Here is a 16828-nt window from a genome sequence, read left to right as displayed (position 1 = left end):
GTCAGGCCAGTGCGTCGGCGAGCGGCGCGAGGGTCAGCTCGTGCGCCGTCGCGACGCCGGCGTTGACCACGCGTCCACCGACGATGTTCAAGCCCGCGGCGAGGGCCGGATCCGCCTCGAGAGCCGTCTTCCACCCGCGCCGCGCGATCTGGCGGACGTAGGGGAGGGTGGCATTGGTGAGTGCCGACGTCGACGTGTTCGGCACCGCCCCGGGCATGTTCGCGACGCAGTAGAAGATGCTGCCGTGCACCGGGAAGGTCGGCTCGGCGTGCGTGGTCGGGTGCGTGTCCTCGAAGCATCCGCCCTGATCGACCGCGATGTCGACCAGCACGGATCCGGGCCGCATGCGACTGACCATCTCGTTGGTCACGAGCTTGGGCGCCTTCGCGCCGGGGATGAGCACCGACCCGATCACGAGGTCGGACGAGACCACCGCGCGGTCCAGGTCGAGCGGGTTCGACGCCGCCGTCTTCACACGACCCTGGAAGTGGTCATCGAGGAAGCGGAGTCGCTGGATGTTGGTGTCGAAGATCGTGACATCGGCGCCCATGCCCGCGGCGATGTACGCCGAGTTCGCGCCGGCGACACCGCCGCCGATGACCGTGACCGTCGCGGGGCGCGTGCCGGGCACGCCCGACATCAGCAGACCCAGCCCGCCCGCCGAGCGCATCAGCGTCGAGGCGCCCACCATCGGTGCGAGACGGCCCGCGACCTCGCTCATCGGCGCGAGCAGCGGCAGCCCTCCGCCGGCGACCTGCACGGTCTCGTACGCGATCGCGGTGACCCCGTCGGCGATGAGCCGGTCCGTCAGCGGACGGTCCGCGGCCAGGTGCAGGTAGGTGAACAGCACGAGGTCGTCACGGAAGTAGCCGTACTCGCTGGCGATCGGCTCTTTGACCTTGAGCAGGAGCTCGGCCCGGGCCCACACCTCGGCGGCATCGTCGAAGAGGACGGCTCCGGCCGCCTCGTACTCGGAATCCGGCATCGCGGACCCCTCGCCGGCACCCCGTTGCACGATGACCTCATGGCCCGCTGCCACCAGGTCGTGCACGCCCGCGGGGGTGAGAGCGACCCGGTACTCGTTGTTCTTCACCTCGGTGGGGACACTGATCCTCATCGTGTGATCCTTTCCGCTCCGCCGTTGGAGCGTCTCGGCTCCTCGTGGGAGCGCCTTCAGAAGGCGGGGCGGATGGCCCCGACATCCTTCCCGCCGCCGGTGACGGCCAGCGGAAGCTTCGACATCGTGTCGGCGACATCGGCGGGGGCGAGCGCACCATGACGCTCCAGCAGCTTGAGAGCCACCGCGGTCGCAGCCCGTCCGCTGCCGTCCAGCATCTTGAGTGCGACCGTCGTGCCGTCGGGGGCGACCATCACCATGACGCCCTCGGCGCCGCCCTTCGCGAAGACGCCGAGGCGCTCGATCGCGATGGTGTCGGGGCGGCCGGGACCGTCGATCGCCCACGGGTTCGCCCGCACCGCGTCGACGAGAGCACCGGCGCTGCGATGCAGGGCGAACGGCGAGGTGGGCGACGAGTTGCCGATGCGGTGGATCGCCCGCGCGAGGCCGAAGAGGGTGACCGCGTAGACCGGCGCACCGCAGCCGTCGATGGCGGTGGCCGAGGCCTTCTCGCCGATCAGGCGCTCCACGACGTCGCGGATGTGCGCCTGGAGCGGATGCTCCGGGTCGAGATAGCCGTCGATGTCCCAGCCGTTGACGACGCACGTCAGCAGCATCGTGGCGTGCTTGCCGGAGCAGTTCATGCGCACGCGCTCGGGCTGTCGCAGCTCCCGAACCAGTTCGTCCCGCGTGGCGGTGTCGCCCGGCCACGCAGGCGGGCATCCGAGCGCGTCCTCGCCGACACGCGCCGCCGCCAGGATCTCGCGCACGACCGCGACGTGGCGGTCGGTGCCGGAGTGGCTGGCCGTCGACAGCGCGAGCCGCTCGCCGTCGAGCTGGGCGCCCGCCGAGATGCACGCGAGCGCCTGCAGGGGCTTGAGGCTCGAACGGGGAAGGATCAGCGCGGACGGGTCGCCACGCTTCTCGGCGATCGTTCCGTCGGGGGCCAGCACGATCGCGATCCCGGCGTGGCGCGACTCGATGAACCCGCTGCGTTCGACGACGGCGAGTTCGACGGCATCGGCTGCGGCGAAGGTGTGCGGCACCCGGCAAGCCTACCGCCGGGGGCCAGGGCATCCCGCATGACAGACTGTGCTCCATGTGGGGTGAGCATCGATACTCCGTCCGGACGACCTGGACCGGCGACCGTGGCACCGGCACCTCTGGGCTCCGCGATTACGACCGTGCTGTGACCATCGAGATCGACGGCAAGCCGGCGCTGCTGGCGTCGTCCGACAAGCCGTTCCGCGGAGATCCGGGGCGTTGGAATCCCGAGGACATGCTCGTGGCGGCGCTGAGCGAATGCCACCTGCTGTCGTACCTGCACGCGTGCGTTCAGGCGGGCGTCGTGGTCGTCGGCTATGAGGACGAGGCATCCGGTCTCATGATCGAGGACGGCCGCGGCGGTGGCGCCTTCCACGAGGTCGTCCTGCGACCGCGCGTGACCGTCGCGGACGCCTCGATGATCGAAGCCGCGCGTTCTGCTCACACACAGGCGCACGAGTGGTGCTTCATCGCCAACTCGGTGAACTTTCCGGTGCGGCACGAGCCGACGGTCCTCGCCGCCCCCGACGGCGTCAGCGGCGCTCGTGGGGAAGTACCTGCTTGATGCGCTCGATGGGGCTCTGCGCGGGCACCTCGTTGTAGGCGTTCGCGAGCTCCTGGCCTGACAGCGCGTGGATCGCCGCCATGATCTCGTCGGTCGCCGCACGGCGCGCGCGCCCCGAGGTGGCGGGGCCGTGGTGGCCGAGGTCGAGCGGCTCTCCGAACTTCACCGTCACCCGGTGGGTGAGCGAGGGCATCTTCGCGCCGACCGGCATGACGTCGTCGGTGCCGATGAGGCCCACCGGCACGACGGGGGCTCCGGTCTGCAGTGCGAGGAACGCCACGCCGGTGCGGCCCTTGTACAGGCGCCCGTCCAGTGACCGGGTCCCCTCGGGATAGAGCGCCACGGTGCTGCCCTGTTCGAGGAGTGCCCGCTGCTGCTCCAGGGCGTCCAGGGCCGCTTGCCCCGCACCGCGCTGGACCGGCACGGCGCCGATCGCGGTGAAGAACTGCTTCGAGAGCCAGCCGCCGAGACCGGGGCCGTCGAAATAACTCGACTTGGCGAGGAAGTGCACCGGTCGCGGGGCGGCGACGGGGATCGCGATCGAGTCGATGAACGACAGATGGTTGCTCGCGAAGATCACCGGCCCCGACTTGGGAACGTTGCCGCGACCCTCGACATGCGGGCGATAGACCAGGCGAGCGAGGGGAGCGACGACGAAACGGCCGAGGGCGTACGTCGCGCCGATGCGCCGGACCGGGCCCGTCTCGACTTCGGCGGCGGCCGCGTCGTCGGCGTCGGGCACGAGGTCGGAAGTCACCCGTCGAGGGTACTCCCGATTCCATTCCGCCATCGGCATGACCGGTTCTCAGCGCGGACAAAGGAAACATGGGACAGGATGGAGGTTCCGCATCCCACGACTCGAGGTTCTTCCGTGCGCACTCGCTCGCTTGCCGCCCTGTCCGTCGCCGCGCTGTCGGCTGTTCTGCTGGCAGGGTGCTCGACGCCGGCGGACCCCGATGCCGAGCCCACGCCGTCGGCCAGTGCCGCACTCGATCTGTGCGACGCTCAGGTCGCCTCCGGGGCGGCGACCGAGTCGGTCACCGTCGAGGGTGAGATCGGTCAGAAGTCGAGCGCGACCTTCACGGCACCGCTCGAGGTCACCGAGCTGCAGAGCACCGTCGTCTCGGAAGGCTCGGGCGACCCGGTGTCGTCGGGCGACCTCGTCACCTACGCGCTCAGCGCGTTCAGCGCCGACACCGGCGAAGAGCTCGCATCGATGGGTTACGCCGACAGCCCGCTCCTGCCGCAGCAGATCTCGGCCGAGAGCCCGCTCGGCCAGATGTTCGGCTGCGCGACCCCCGGCACCCGTGTCGTGGCCGCCTTCCCCGCCACCGAGCAGGGCGCCGGCGAGGTCTACATCATCGACCTGATCGACGTCGTGCCGACCGCCGCGACCGGCGAGGAGCAGGAGCCGGTCGACGGGATGCCGACGGTCGAGCTGGCCGACGACGGTCAGCCCAGCGTCACCCTGCCCGACGGCGACATGCCCACCGAGTTCCAGAAGGCGACACTGAAGAAGGGCGACGGCGCGGTGGTCGAGCCCGGCGATCAGGTGCTCGTGCAGTACCACGGCGTCTCGTGGAACTCCGGCGAGGTGTTCGACGAGAGCTGGGGCGGCGCTCCGTTCCCGTTCACCGTGGGCAGCGGCGTCGTGCAGGGCTTCAGCGACGCCGTCACCGGCGAGACCGTCGGTTCCCAGGTCATCGCTGTGTTGCCGCCGTCGGCGGCCTACGGCGAGGGCGAGATCAACGAGGCCGACCTCAAGGGTCAGACACTCGTCTTCGTCGTCGACATCATCGCCGCCGCCCCTGCCGCGCAGTGACGCCCCGCTAGGCTGAGCCGATGCGGCGCGTCCTGATCCTCGGCTCGACCGGTTCCATCGGCACGCAGGCGCTCGACGTCGTGCGGGCCCATCCCCGGCGGTTCGAGGTGGTGGGGCTCGCCGCGGGCTCCGACCGCGCGACGCTCGAGGCGCAGGCCGCGCAGTTCGGCGTCGAGCACACCGCGCTCGGCGCCGTCGAAGCCGAGCAGCTGGTCCGCGAGGTCGAGGCCGACGTCGTGCTCAACGGCATCACCGGATCGGTCGGTCTCGGGCCGACGCTCGCGGCACTCGAGACGGGGCGCACGCTGGCCCTCGCCAACAAGGAGTCGCTCATCGTGGGCGGCGATCTCGTCACGGCGATCGCGCGTCCCGGCCAGATCGTGCCCGTCGACTCGGAGCACTCCGCCCTCGCGCAGGCCCTGCGGTCGGGCGAGCCCGAAGAGGTCCGGCGGCTCGTGCTGACAGCATCCGGCGGTCCCTTCCGCGGCCGCAGCCGCGCGTCCCTCGTCGACGTCACGCCGTCCGAGGCTCTCGCCCACCCGACGTGGGACATGGGCCGAATGGTCACGACGAACTCGGCCACCCTCGTGAACAAGGGCCTGGAGGTCATCGAGGCGCATCTGCTTTTCGGAGTGCCATACTCCGAGATCGACGTGGTCGTTCATCCGCAGTCGATCGTGCACTCGATGGTGGAGTTCGTCGACGGCTCGACGATCGCTCAGGCCTCGCCTCCCGACATGCGGCTGCCGATCTCGCTGGGCCTGGACTGGCCCCACCGCGTGGCCGGCGTGGGCCGTCCCCTCGACTGGACGACGGCGACGTCCTGGACGTTCGAGCCGCTGGACGACGACGCCTTCCCGTCGGTGCGGCTGGCCAAGCGCGTGGGCCGCGCCGGCGGCACGTTCCCGGCTGTCTTCAACGCCGCGAACGAGCAGGCGGTCGACGCGTTCCACGAGGGCCGGCTGAGCTTCCTCGGGATCGTCGACACCGTCGAGCGCGTCGTCGACGCGCACGAGGCGCCCGATGCTCTTACCCGCGAGGCTCTGGCCGAGGCCGAATCGTGGGCCCGCCGCACCGCCGACAAGGCGATCGCCGCGCGCGACTGAAGCCCAGCCGTTTCGTCTCGCTCCTTCGTCGCTCGCTCAAGGACCGGATGCGTCGGCTCGGTCGTTGAGCGAGCGAAGCCGGACGAGACGCCTCAGGCGGGCGGGTAGACCGGACGAAGCGGGTCGGATGCCGGAGTCTCGTGCTCCGGGTACGGCACCGGCCAGTGCGGCTCGGGCACGGGCCAGCCGGCCTCGCGCAGGGCGCGGCGCGACAGCTCCCGCGCCGAGTACGGCGTGCGGACACCCCGGATGTCTCGGTAGTCCTGGTGGCCCGGACCCGCCCACAGGATCGCGTCGCCGTCGCCCACGAGCGCGACGGCCTCGATGATCGCGCGCTCGGGAGGCGAGAACTCCAGGATCTCGGCATCCGGCTGCGCGCGTCGTGCACCCTCGATGAGGGTCGCGCGGATCGAGTCGGGGTCCTCGAAACGCGGGTGGTGGTCGGTGATCACCAGGATGTCGCTGCCCTCGACGGCGGTCCGGCCCATGTCGTGCCGCTTCGTCGCATCGCGGTCACCGTCGGCGCCGAACAGCATCACGACCTTGCCCGGGGTGACGCGTCGCACAGCCGAAAGCGTCTTCTCGAAGGCGTCGGGGGAGTGGCCGAAGTCGACGTAGACCGCCGGTCCCGACTCGCCCGAGACGAGCTCGGTGCGGCCGGGCAGATACGCGTCGATCCGCTGCCCGTCGAGCGCGCCGGTGATCCGCTCCCACGAGTAGCCGCCCTCGAGGATCATGACGATCGCGAGCCCTGCATTGGCGGCCATGTGCCGGCCGATGACGGGGACGAGCGTCGTGAGCGTGCGGCCGTCGCGCGCGGTGAGGCGGAACTCGGTGCCGGCCTGTCGCTCGTCGAGGATGTCGACGACCCAGTCGGCGCCGGCGGCGGCATCCGGATCCGACGCGAGAGCGGGCGTGCCGACCGTGACGGTGGGCACCTCGCTGCGCGAGACGACCTCCCAACCGGGCGCGGAGTCGACGCAGACCACCGCGTGGCGGGCGCGATCGGGGCGGAACAGGGGAAGCTTCGCCTCGAAGTACTCGCGCATGTCGGCGTAATCGTCGAGGTGGTCGTGCGTGAGGTTGGTGAACCCGGCGACGTCGAACACGATGCCGTCCACACGACGGCGGCTGAGCGCCTGCGCACTCACCTCCACCGCGACGGCCTCGACGCCCCGCTCCCGCATGAGCGCGAGAAGAGCGTGCATCTCGTATGCCTCGGGGGTGGTCAGACGCGACACCACGATCTGACCGGCGATGTGGCGCTCCGCCGTCGACGACAGGCCCGTCGTGGCGCCGAGCTGCCCGAGGATGCCCTCCAGCAGGTGCGAGACGCTGGTCTTCCCGTTGGTCCCGGTCGTGCCGAAGAGGATCGGCAGGTGATCGTCGCGGCCGGTGTTGTACACCCACGCCGACAGATCCCCGAGAGCGCCCCGCGGGTCGTCGACCAGCACCACGGGAAGACCGCTCTCGGCGGCGAGGTCGGCGCCGGCGGCATCCGTCACGATCGCGACCGCCCCTTTGGCGGCAGCCGCGGCGGCGAACTCGGCGCCGTGGCGGTTGACGCCCTTCACCGCGACGAACACGTCGCCCGGCCGCAGATCCGCGGTCGCGAGGGTGATGCCCGTCAGAGTGATCCCGGACACGTCGCCGCGCGTGTCCGTGGCGAAACGCGCCGCGAGGTCAGCGAGGAAATGGATGGGCGGCGCGTCCGGGCGGAGCACGGGGGGAAGGTTCGAGGGCGCGTCAGTCGGCATGGCGCCTCCATCTTCTCATCCGCGCCCGAGCCGACGCGTCCCCGGTCCACCGGCGCCGGCATCCGTCGCCTTCCGCGATGTCGCGGGGCAGGACGATCGGGAGCCGATCGCCCTGCCCGGGCGTGATCAGCCGTCTCGTGACGCGTCAGCCTCGGCGGGTCCGGCCGCGCACGAGGACGACGACGAGGGCGGCGATGCCGGCGACGAGGCCGCCGGCCGCGAGCCAGCGGGCGACCGGGTCGGCATCGTTCGTGGCCGAGGCTGCGGTTCCGGAAGCGTGAGCCTCGGCGTCGTCCGAAGCGTCCGCGTCGTCCGCTGCCGAGTCCACGGTGTCGTGGCCGTGGCTCGCGGACTCGTCGGCGACGGGGCCGACCTCCACGACGGGTGCCGGGGCATCGAGGTCGTGCGGGTCCTGGCCCTCATCGGCGATCTGCGTCCACGCCGTCTCGCCCGTCACGCAGGTCTGCGTGACCGCGAACGGAACCATTGTGCCGGCCGCGGACTCGTCGAAGAGGACGTCCATCGAGACGGCGGCCTTGAGATGATCCTCGACAGGAGTGTCGGCCGTGAAGACGACGCGGGTCGGCACCCCGTCCGCGCCCGCCTCGCGTGTGATCGTCCAGCCGCCCTGGACGATCGGGGTGGCGTTGCCGACGCCGTCGGGGATGTCGATTGCAAGGGCCGTCGTCGGCGACCCGTCGCAGCCGTGCGAGAACGAGAACGTCAGCGTCTCGGTGCCGCCCGCCGAGGCGGCGCCGGGATCGACATGCACGTGCGCGGAGGCGGCGAGCGGCACGCCGACGGCGAGGGCGACGCCGGCCACCGCTCCGATCACGAGACGAGGGCTGAGAGGGCGACGGGCAGGGGAAGAGGTGGTGTTCATGCGGGTTCTTTCGTCTTGGGTGCGCGCGGGGATGATCCGCCGCGCGGCGATGCGGAAACTCCGGCCGCGCATCCGAAGAACTCGGGAACGGCGCAGGCGGATGGGTGTGTCGTGCGGGCGGCGCTCAGCGCGCCGCGAAGACGAGCGAGGGCGGGCCACGCCGCGACAGGCCCGAGAGCACGATCCGCAGCCGTGGCAGCGGGCGCGGGACGGTCGCGACGAGCCGCGGCACCGGCGGGCGCGGTGCGATCGCGCGGGCGCGAGCGAAGAGGGAACGGATGCCGCGGCCCAGGGCGCGCAGCATCCGTTCGCCGAAGTACAGGGCGAGCACCGTCGCGATTGCGGCGAGCACATGGCCGACGGTCATCGGGCCGTCGGGGAGGACGGCTGCCGAGGTACCGGGCAGAGCGAGGTGGTGCGCGTGATGCCCCGCCGTTGCGCCGGGGTCGGCGCCCGCCGTGATGGCGAAGGCGACGTGGAACAGGACCTGGCTCACGAGCACGGCGCTCGCGACGCGCCACGGCGACAGGCGCCGCCCGATGAGGGCCGTTGCGAACGGCGAACCCAGGATCGCCACGGCTGCGACAAGCAGCGGCGCGGGAGCCCCGCCGCCCGCCAGGGTGTGCGCGGTCGCGGCCACCACGGTCGCGACGGCGGCCGCGGCGGTGCCGCGCACGGCGCGCACATGGCGTGGGCTCACGGTTCCTCCTCGCCCGAGCCTACGCGAGGGCTGGCACGTCTCGATTTCGCCGCGGTTACAGCCGGCGAACCGGCGTCACACCCAACTCAAAGCCACACGCGGGTACCGTGTGCGTGTGGAAGCTCTTGCGTTCGTCATCGGCGTCGTGCTCATGATCGTGGGCCTCGCCGTGTCGATCGCGCTGCACGAACTGGGCCACCTGTGGCCGGCGAAGAAGTTCGGGGTGCGTGTCGGCCAGTACATGATCGGGTTCGGCCCGACGCTCTGGTCGCGCCGCATCGGCGAGACCGAGTACGGCGTCAAGGCCATCCCTCTCGGCGGTTACATCTCGATGGCCGGCATGTACCCGCCCTCACCGGAGGAGCGCGAGCGGGCGGCTGCGGCATCCGGATCCGGCAGCGCCTCGCGCTCAGGCCGTGCCGGCGGCGGCTTCTTCGCGACCATGGTGCAGGACGCGCGCGCCGCCAACGACGAGACGCTCCACGGCGACGACGACGAGCGGGTCTTCTACCGGCTGCCGGTGTTCAAACGCGTGATCGTGATGCTCGGCGGGCCGATCATGAACTTCCTGTTCGCGATCGTGCTGTTCTCGATCCTGGTCACCGGCATCGGCGTGCAGACGGCGACGACGACGGTGGCCTCGCTGTCGGAGTGCGTGCCCGCAACGACGACATCCGAGTGCACGGAAGCGGACCCCGAGGCCCCCGCGGCCGCCGCCGGCATCGAACCGGGCGACACGATCCTGTCGGTCGACGGGCAGCCGGTCGACGACTTCGCCGAGGCGACCGCGATCATCCAGGGTTCCTCAGGCGGACCCCTCACCCTCGTGGTCGAGCGTGACGGCACCGAGCAGACGCTCACCGTGGAGCCCGCCACCACGGAGGCGTCCACGACCGAAGCGGATGGTACGACCACCACGCGAGAAGTGGGTTTCGTCGGCATCAGCCCGACGGTCGAGTACGTGCGGCAGCCGATCTGGGGCGGCACGCAGGCGGCCGTCGAGCAGGTCGGCGCGGTCGCCGGCATCCTGTGGCAGCTTCCCGTCAAGGTCTGGGAGACCGGCGTCGATCTGGTGACCGGACAGGAGCGGGACCCCAACGGTCCGCTCAGCGTCGTGGGTGCCGGGCGGCTGTCGGGCGAGGTCGCCGCCGCCGATTCACCGGTGCTCAACCGGGTCGCCGGCTTCCTGGGGCTGCTGGCATCGCTGAACATCGCGCTGTTCGTCTTCAACCTGATCCCGCTGCTGCCGCTGGACGGCGGTCACGTCGCGGTGGCCCTGTGGGAGGGCATCAAGCGCGTATGGGCGAAGCTGTTCCGCCGCCCGCCGCCCAAGCCCGTCGACGCGACGAAGCTCGTGCCGCTGACATTCGTCGTCGTGGTCGCCTTGATCGGGATGGGTGCCGTGCTGATCCTGGCCGACATCTTCAACCCGGTCTCGCTGTTCTGAGGAAAGTTCTCAGTCACTGTCGAAAACGGGGTTGTCCGTTCGCTGTGGGGATGAAACGGTTCCACTGACGAAAGGACCCCGCCGTGAAGTACGTCATCATGTTCACCTCGACGCCCGAGCTCGATGCAGCTGTTCCGCCCGAGCGCGCCCAGGACGTGTATTCCCGGATCTACGAGTGGTTCGGCGCGAATGCGGAGCGGATTGCCGATTCGGGCGCAGAGCTGCAGCCGGTCACGACCGCGACGACAGTGCGATCCGGCGATGACGGGCCCGTCGTCGTCGACGGTCCCTTCTCCGAGGCGAAGGAGGTCATCGGCGGGTTCAGCATCATCGACGTGCCCGACCTCGACGCAGCGATCACGCTTGTCAAGACGTGGCCGTCCCTCGAGCTTCCCGGCGTCGCGGTCGAGATCCGGCCGATGGTCGTGGACTACAGCCAGTTCGAGAAGTGAGCGGAGATGCCGCGGCCTCGGCCGACCGCAGCGGCGGGGCCGCGGCATCCGATCGCCTTCTCGCCACCGTCGTCCGCGAGGAGTCAGCGCGCATCACAGCCGCATTGACGGCGTCGTTCCGCAGCTTCGACCTCGCGGAGGAGGCTGTCGCGCAAGCGGTCGAAGAGGCGCTACGCGAGTGGCGGGTGCGCGGCATCCCGTCGAACCCGGCGGCGTGGCTCACGCAGGCGGCCCGCCACAACGCCCTGGACCGCCTCCGCCGGGAGCGGGTGCTCGAAGACAAGGTACTCGACCGCACGGGCGCGCTTCTCCCGTCCGCACCGGCGGCCGAACCGCCCGCTGCCGATGAACGCTTGGCGCTGTTGTTCGGATGCTGCCACCCGGCACTCGCGCCCGACGCGCAACTCGCACTGACGCTCCGGGCTGTGTGCGGTCTCACGACCGCTCAGATCGCTCGGGCGACCTTCTCGACCCTGCCCGCAACCGGCCAGCGCATTTCACGCGCCAAGAGCAAGATCGCGCGGAGCGGCATCCCGCTTCGCGTGCCGGAGGGGCCCGATGCGGCATCGCGACTCGACCTGGTCCTCACGATCGTGTCGGTCATGTACAGCGAAGCGCATTTCGTCGCGGGAGCCGATGCGGCAGCGGACCGTGACCTCGCCGACGACGCCCTGTGGCTTGCGCGCGTGATCGCGGCGGCGCTGCCCCGGGAGGCGGAGGCGCTCGGACTGCTGGCGCTGCTGGAGTTCCACCGCGCACGCGAGTCAGCGCGCGCGGTGGACGGCGAGCTCGTGCTGCTCGCTGAGCAGGACCGGTCTCGATGGGATGCGGCGCTCGTAGGCGACGCCAGGATCGTCCTCGATAAGGCAGCTCGGCTGCGGCGACCCGGCCGCTGGCAGCTGCACGCCGCGATCGCGGCATGCCACGCGGATGCCACGGATGCCGCTTCGACCGACTGGCTGCAGGTGCTGACGCTCTACGACATGCTGCTCGCCTACGACCGGTCGCCAGTGGTGCGACTCAATCGGGCTGTGGCCCTCGCGCGGATCGAGGGTGCCGAGGTGGCGCTGCGCGAGGTGGATGCGCTCGAGCGCGACCTGTCTCGATCGCACCTGTGGCATGCCGTCCGCGCATCGCTGCTGCGCGACCTCGGGCGCGACGACGAGGCTCTCACTGCCGACCTCTGCGCCCTCGAGCTCACTGCGAACGAGGCGGAGCGGCGGCTGCTGGCATCACGCGCCGCGCGGTGAGCCCGTCGCTCAGGCGCCGACGGGTGTCAGAGCGTGCGTGATGAGGCGCTCGAGCGTCGTCATGCCGTCGCGCGAGAGGATCGACTCGAGGTGGCCCTGTACCGACGCGTATCCGGGGCCGCGCAACGCGTAGACGTCGCCCGTGCCAGGGTCGGCCGCGATCTCGGTCTCACCCGCCTGCGTATGCCCGGCGGGGACGCGTGCGGTGAAGGTGTTGTAGAAGCCGATGGAGGCCGGCATCCCGAACACGTCCACCGTCTTCTGCAGACCTTGATGTGGCGCCGCGAGGGGTGCGAGGCCCAGTCCGAGGGAATGCGCGAGGATCTGGTGGCTGAGGCAGACCGCGAGCAGTGGCCGCCCGGACGACCGCCGGCGCCGCACCACCTCGCGCATGCGCTGCATGCGGGGGCTGGCGGGATCCCTCGGATCGCCGGGACCGGGGCCGCACACGAGCAATTCGGCCGTGTCGATCTGGTCGTCGGTGACCTCGCTCCACGGCACGATCCGGGCGTCGAGTCCGAGGTGCCGTAGCTGATGGGCGAGCATCGTCGTGAAGCGGTCCTCGGCGTCGACGACGAGAGCCGAGCGTCCCGCGAAAGGTCCGGGCGTCGCAGAGCCTTGTGGATTCAGCCAGAACTCCGCGAGGCGGGCGTTGCGCGAGGCGAGCAGGGCCGCGATGGCGGGATCATCGGCGAGCCGTCGCGGCTCGGGAGCGGGTGCGTCCTCGTCCACGGCGGCGGTGTCGACGACCGACGCGACCGCGGCGGCCTCGGCCGCACGCTCCGCCGCCGCATCGCGTGGCACAGCGCCGATCGCGCCGAGGACGCCGGCGGCCTTGCCGTGCGTCTCACCGACCTCGCCGTACGGGTCGGAGTGACGCACCAGGGTCGCTCCGACCGGAACACGAAGGCGGCCGTTCTCGAGGTACGCGGTACGGATGAGGATCGGGGCATCGAGGTCGTGCGTCGGCTCGCCGGCCGCATCGGCGGATTCCGGATGCCGCGGCGTGAACAGCGCCGCCACACCCGAGTAGTAGCCGCGCGGGGTCTTCTCGTGGCGTGTGATGACCGTGCACGCGTTCTGCATCGGCGAGCCGGTCACCGTCGGTGCGAACATCGTCTCGCGCAGGATCTCGCGCGGGTCGAGGCGGCTGCGCCCGCGCAGCACGTACTCGGTGTGCGTGAGTCGCGACATCTCTTTCAGGTGCGGTCCGGTGATCCGTCCGCCGTCGGAGCACACCGCGCTCATCATCTTGAGCTCTTCGTCGACCACCATGAAGAGCTCTTCGGTCTCTTTCGTCGACTCGAGGAACTCCGAGAGGGTCTCTGCAGTCGCACCGCCCTCCGGGTGACGGAAGGTGCCCGAGATCGGGTTCATCGTCACGGTGCTGAAGCCAGGCTCCGCCGGCCGTCGATCCCCGGCACCCTCCGATGCGCCGCCGCGTGCACTCACGTGGGCCTCGGGGCTCGCGCCGACCGCGACATGGCCGGGAGTGACGACCGCGAACGTCCAGTACGCGCCGCGCTCGTGCTCGAGGAGTGCCCGGAACCACGTGAGGGCGGCGGTCGCGGCATCCGTCGACACCCCCGCCGTGAAGTCACGCCGGATCACGAAGTTCGCGCCCTCGCCACGGCCGATCTCGTCCGCGATCACGCGACGCACGATGTCGGCGTACTCGTCGTCGGGGATGTCGAAGCCCGGCTCGTCGAGCGGAACGGGCGCGGTGGGCAGCTGAGCGAGGGCCTGGTCACGGGGGATCGAGAATCGTTCGCCGACGATCAGGCAGCGCAGCGGAGCACCGTCGTCGTGGCACTCGAATCCGCGCTCGCGCACCTGACGGAACGGCACGAGCGCGAGGACCTCGCGCGGGGTTCCTTCGACGTCGGTGAGCGGGATGTCGGCGAGCAGCTCGACGTCCACGACGTCGCCGGTGAGCACCTCGACGGTGGAACCGTCGCGGGCGATGAGGGCGAACGGGATGCCGCTGTCGGCGATCTCGCCGAGCGAGGGGTGGGAGGGCCCGGTCATAGCAGTGGTTCTTTCGTCGTGGGGCGGTGTCCCCTACGAAAAGAAGACCGCCCTCGCGGGGCGGTCGGAGTCGCGCAAAACCCACCGCCTACGCGGTGAGCCACCAGGTGAGGTGTGCGGACATGGGCCGAACCTACCACAGCGCGTTCCGCGCGCGCCCGCCCATGTCGTCAGCGGGTGGCGCGCTCGAGCATCTCGGCGCCGTGGCGCCAGCCGACCGTCTCATATCCGACGACCACGACGGCGGGAGCGCACGCGATCAACAGGAGCGCCACGCCCATCGAGGCGCCGAGCGAGACGGCGACGACGCTCGCCGCGAGAGCGGCGACCGACCCGAGGTAGAGCCAGATGTGGAAGGGATCGAACTGCATGACCGTGACGGCGTAGATGCCGAAGAGGAACGTCTCGTACACGAGGACGGGGATCGCGATGCTCAGCACCGCGAAGGTCGCGTCGACGTGGGCGTGCTCGGTGATCACGTTGGCGGCGACGTGGAGGCCGGCGCCGACCGCGACGAGCGATCCGAACACGACGAGGTGCAGATAACCCCACGGGAACCCCCGCCATCGATGGCGTTCGAGGACCTTCCCGAACGGGATGGCGAAGTAGTTCCACCACATTCCGAACGCCAGCGCCGTGCCGCCGAACGCGACGAGCGCCGTCTCGAGCGACCAGCCCTCCTCCTCGATGACGGCGGAGATCGCGAGGATGGTGCCGAGGATGACCTCACCCAGCGTGATGATCACAAGAAGGCCGTAGCGCTCCGCGATGTGGTGAGCGTGCCAGGGAGTCGGGCCGTAGCGCTTCTCGGCGAAGAACGGCCCCGCCATCTCGAACAGCGACAGCAGGGTGGTGAAGACCAGCGTGATTCCCAACGGCATGTTGAGGAAGATGAGCGCGATCCAGCCGACCTGGGCGATCGAGACGTTGACCGCGTAGGCGATGCAGGTCTTGCGACGCTTCTCGTCGTGCCGGGCAGCGCGGATCCACAGCGCGATCGTGGCGATGCGCATCACGACGTACCCCGCCACCATGACGGTGTTGTCGAAGATGTGGCCTTCGTCGAGCGAGTGGAAAACCGGGGGGATGCCGAGGGCGACGATGAGGACGCCGACCATGATGACCAGCGTCGCGATCCGGAAGAACGCGTCGTCGGTGTCGTACGCGGATGCGAGCCACGAGTAGTTGATCCACGCCCACGTCACGGCGAATGTCGAGAACGCGATACCGGTCAGTGCCGTCGAGACGTGTCCCAGCTCCAGGTAGTGCGCGGCCTGCGATCCGATCTGGCTGAACGCGACGACGAAGACCAGGTCGAACAGCAGCTCGAGGGGCGTTGCTGAACGGTGCGCCTGGTGGGGGTCCCGGCCGGTCATCCGACCGAGGTGGTGGGTCAAGCTCATGGCGGGAAGATACACCGTGCGCGCGACCCGGCGAGGACGCGGCATCCGATCAGCCCACCGCCAGCCGGTGCACATGCACCGCGCGTAGGCTGGGGGTCGTGCCAGCAGTGAACATCGGGATGCCCAAGGTCCCCGAAACGCTCGCCCCTCGTCGCAAGAGCCGCCAGATCAAGGTCGGAAAAGTGCTCGTCGGCGGGGATGCGCCCGTCAGCGTCCAGTCCATGACGACGACGCCGACGACGAACATCAACGCGACACTGCAGCAGATCGCCGAGCTCACGGCGTCGGGCTGCGAGATCGTGCGCGTCGCCGTGCCGTCGCAGGACGACGCCGACGTCCTGCACATCATCGCGAAGAAGAGCCAGATCCCGGTGATCGCCGACATCCACTTCCAGCCGAAGTACGTCTTCCAGGCGATCGACGCCGGTTGCGCGGCTGTGCGGGTCAACCCCGGCAACATCCGGCAGTTCGACGACAAGGTCGGCGAGATCGCCGCCGCCGCGAAGGCCGCCGGCGTGTCGCTGCGCATCGGCGTCAACGCCGGCTCGCTCGACCGGCGCCTGCTCGAGAAGTACGGCAAGGCGACCCCCGAGGCGCTCATGGAGAGCGCCGTCTGGGAGGCGTCGCTGTTCGAGGAGCACGACTTCCACGACTTCAAGATCTCGGTCAAGCACAACGACCCCGTCGTCATGGTGAAGGCGTACCGACTGCTCGCCGAGCGGGGCGACTGGCCCCTGCACCTCGGGGTGACCGAGGCCGGGCCGGCGTTCCAGGGCACGATCAAGTCGGCGACGGCGTTCGGCATCCTGCTTTCCGAGGGCATCGGGGACACGATCCGCGTCTCGCTGTCGGCGCCACCGGCCGAAGAGGTCAAGGTGGGGCACCAGATCCTGCAGTCGCTGAACCTGCGGGAGCGCAAGCTCGAGATCGTGTCATGCCCGTCGTGCGGTCGTGCTCAGGTCGACGTCTACTCGCTGGCCGACAACGTCACCGAGGGGCTCAAGGACATGACGGTGCCGCTGCGCGTGGCCGTCATGGGCTGCGTCGTGAACGGTCCGGGCGAGGCCCGCGAGGCGGATCTCGGCGTGGCATCCGGCAACGGCAAGGGACAGATCTTCGTGAAGGGCCAGGTCATCAAGACCGTGCCCGAGTCCGAGATCGTCGCGACCCTCATCGAAGAGGCGAACCGCATCGCCGACGAGATGGGTCCCGAGGCGCCCGTCGGCACCGCGCAGGTCGTCACGAGCTGAGTCG

15 protein-coding genes are annotated in these 16828 nt (G+C 70.4%); 7 read left to right on the top strand and 8 right to left on the bottom strand.

The window, feature by feature from the left end:
- Position 1 precedes the first annotated feature (1 nt).
- The gene (ald, locus tag HF576_RS07865) at positions 2-1117 is read right to left on the bottom strand and encodes an alanine dehydrogenase (RefSeq protein ID WP_168912265.1); all 1116 of its coding nucleotides are present in this window, start codon (positions 1115-1117) and stop codon (positions 2-4) included.
- Between the two features lie 56 nt (positions 1118-1173).
- Positions 1174-2163 carry an asparaginase gene (locus tag HF576_RS07860; RefSeq protein WP_168912264.1) on the bottom strand — a complete coding sequence of 330 codons (990 nt, stop codon included), beginning with the start codon at positions 2161-2163 and terminating at the stop codon, positions 1174-1176.
- Positions 2164-2216: 53 nt separating this feature from the next.
- Here HF576_RS07860 and HF576_RS07855 point away from each other — a divergent pair, with 53 nt between their 5' ends.
- Complete coding sequence (locus HF576_RS07855; protein ID WP_168912263.1) at positions 2217-2726, top strand: OsmC family protein; 510 nt, start codon at positions 2217-2219, stop codon at positions 2724-2726.
- On the opposite strand, the gene HF576_RS07850 is transcribed toward HF576_RS07855, so the two are convergent.
- Positions 2695-3483 (bottom strand): lysophospholipid acyltransferase family protein, encoded by a 789-nt coding sequence (locus tag HF576_RS07850; protein WP_425522985.1) that lies wholly within the window; start codon positions 3481-3483, stop codon positions 2695-2697. The two genes, HF576_RS07855 and HF576_RS07850, sit on opposite strands and share 32 nt — an antisense overlap.
- A gap of 114 nt (positions 3484-3597) precedes the next feature.
- On the opposite strand from HF576_RS07850, the gene HF576_RS07845 reads away from it, so the two are divergent.
- Together HF576_RS07845 and dxr are read left to right on the top strand one after the other, a co-directional pair.
- Positions 3598-4548, top strand: a complete 951-nt coding sequence (locus tag HF576_RS07845) for an FKBP-type peptidyl-prolyl cis-trans isomerase (protein ID WP_168912261.1) — start codon at positions 3598-3600, stop codon at positions 4546-4548.
- Positions 4549-4568: 20 nt separating this feature from the next.
- The gene (gene dxr / locus HF576_RS07840; RefSeq protein WP_168912260.1) at positions 4569-5654 is read left to right on the top strand and encodes a 1-deoxy-D-xylulose-5-phosphate reductoisomerase; all 1086 of its coding nucleotides are present in this window, start codon (positions 4569-4571) and stop codon (positions 5652-5654) included.
- A gap of 92 nt (positions 5655-5746) precedes the next feature.
- Here the strand turns inward: dxr and HF576_RS07835 are convergent, their stop codons facing one another.
- From HF576_RS07835 to HF576_RS07825, 3 genes are all read right to left on the bottom strand, one after another.
- Positions 5747-7411, bottom strand: a complete 1665-nt coding sequence (locus HF576_RS07835) for a Mur ligase family protein (RefSeq protein WP_168912259.1) — start codon at positions 7409-7411, stop codon at positions 5747-5749.
- A gap of 145 nt (positions 7412-7556) precedes the next feature.
- Positions 7557-8294 (bottom strand): YcnI family copper-binding membrane protein, encoded by a 738-nt coding sequence (locus HF576_RS07830; protein ID WP_168912258.1) that lies wholly within the window; start codon positions 8292-8294, stop codon positions 7557-7559.
- A gap of 124 nt (positions 8295-8418) precedes the next feature.
- A complete protein-coding gene (locus HF576_RS07825; protein ID WP_168912257.1) occupies positions 8419-8994 on the bottom strand; it encodes a hypothetical protein in 576 nt (191 codons plus the stop codon).
- 115 nt (positions 8995-9109) lie between these two features.
- Here HF576_RS07825 and HF576_RS07820 point away from each other — a divergent pair, with 115 nt between their 5' ends.
- The 3 genes from HF576_RS07820 to HF576_RS07810 all read left to right on the top strand — a co-directional run bounded on the left by HF576_RS07820 (position 9110) and on the right by HF576_RS07810 (position 12143).
- On the top strand, positions 9110-10441 hold the full coding sequence (locus tag HF576_RS07820; RefSeq protein WP_168912256.1) for a site-2 protease family protein: 1332 nt from the start codon (positions 9110-9112) through the stop codon (positions 10439-10441).
- 83 nt (positions 10442-10524) lie between these two features.
- Entirely contained in the window at positions 10525-10893 is a 369-nt protein-coding gene (locus HF576_RS07815; protein WP_168912255.1) for a YciI family protein, read from the top strand.
- On the top strand, positions 10890-12143 hold the full coding sequence (locus tag HF576_RS07810) for an RNA polymerase sigma factor (protein WP_168912254.1): 1254 nt from the start codon (positions 10890-10892) through the stop codon (positions 12141-12143). Before HF576_RS07815 ends, HF576_RS07810 begins: the two co-directional genes overlap by 4 nt.
- A 9-nt stretch (positions 12144-12152) precedes the next feature.
- On the opposite strand, the gene HF576_RS07805 is transcribed toward HF576_RS07810, so the two are convergent.
- Positions 12153-14171, bottom strand: coding sequence for an anthranilate synthase family protein (locus tag HF576_RS07805; protein WP_168912253.1), 2019 nt, complete (start codon positions 14169-14171; stop codon positions 12153-12155).
- A 170-nt stretch (positions 14172-14341) separates the two neighbouring features.
- Positions 14342-15574, bottom strand: coding sequence for a low temperature requirement protein A (locus HF576_RS07800; protein WP_240948791.1), 1233 nt, complete (start codon positions 15572-15574; stop codon positions 14342-14344).
- A 119-nt stretch (positions 15575-15693) separates the two neighbouring features.
- Here HF576_RS07800 and ispG point away from each other — a divergent pair, with 119 nt between their 5' ends.
- The gene (ispG, locus tag HF576_RS07795; RefSeq protein ID WP_168912744.1) at positions 15694-16824 is read left to right on the top strand and encodes a flavodoxin-dependent (E)-4-hydroxy-3-methylbut-2-enyl-diphosphate synthase; all 1131 of its coding nucleotides are present in this window, start codon (positions 15694-15696) and stop codon (positions 16822-16824) included.
- The last annotated feature ends 4 nt before the right edge of the window (positions 16825-16828 follow it).

It is taken from the genome of Microbacterium salsuginis (assembly GCF_012524205.1).
Lineage (GTDB): Bacteria > Actinomycetota > Actinomycetes > Actinomycetales > Microbacteriaceae > Microbacterium > Microbacterium salsuginis.
Note: the sequence above shows the minus strand (reverse complement) of the source record. Positions and strands in the feature narration are given on the sequence as shown.

Coding starts and splice junctions, on each gene's coding strand:
- ald (WP_168912265.1), bottom strand. CDS start 1,117: ATGAGGATCAGTGTCCCCACCGAGGTGAAGAACAACGAGTACCGGGTC.
- HF576_RS07855 (WP_168912263.1), top strand. CDS start 2,217: ATGTGGGGTGAGCATCGATACTCCGTCCGGACGACCTGGACCGGCGAC.
- dxr (WP_168912260.1), top strand. CDS start 4,569: ATGCGGCGCGTCCTGATCCTCGGCTCGACCGGTTCCATCGGCACGCAG.
- HF576_RS07835 (WP_168912259.1), bottom strand. CDS start 7,411: ATGCCGACTGACGCGCCCTCGAACCTTCCCCCCGTGCTCCGCCCGGAC.
- HF576_RS07830 (WP_168912258.1), bottom strand. CDS start 8,294: ATGAACACCACCTCTTCCCCTGCCCGTCGCCCTCTCAGCCCTCGTCTC.
- HF576_RS07805 (WP_168912253.1), bottom strand. CDS start 14,171: ATGACCGGGCCCTCCCACCCCTCGCTCGGCGAGATCGCCGACAGCGGC.
- HF576_RS07800 (WP_240948791.1), bottom strand. CDS start 15,574: ATGAGCTTGACCCACCACCTCGGTCGGATGACCGGCCGGGACCCCCAC.
- ispG (WP_168912744.1), top strand. CDS start 15,694: ATGCCCAAGGTCCCCGAAACGCTCGCCCCTCGTCGCAAGAGCCGCCAG.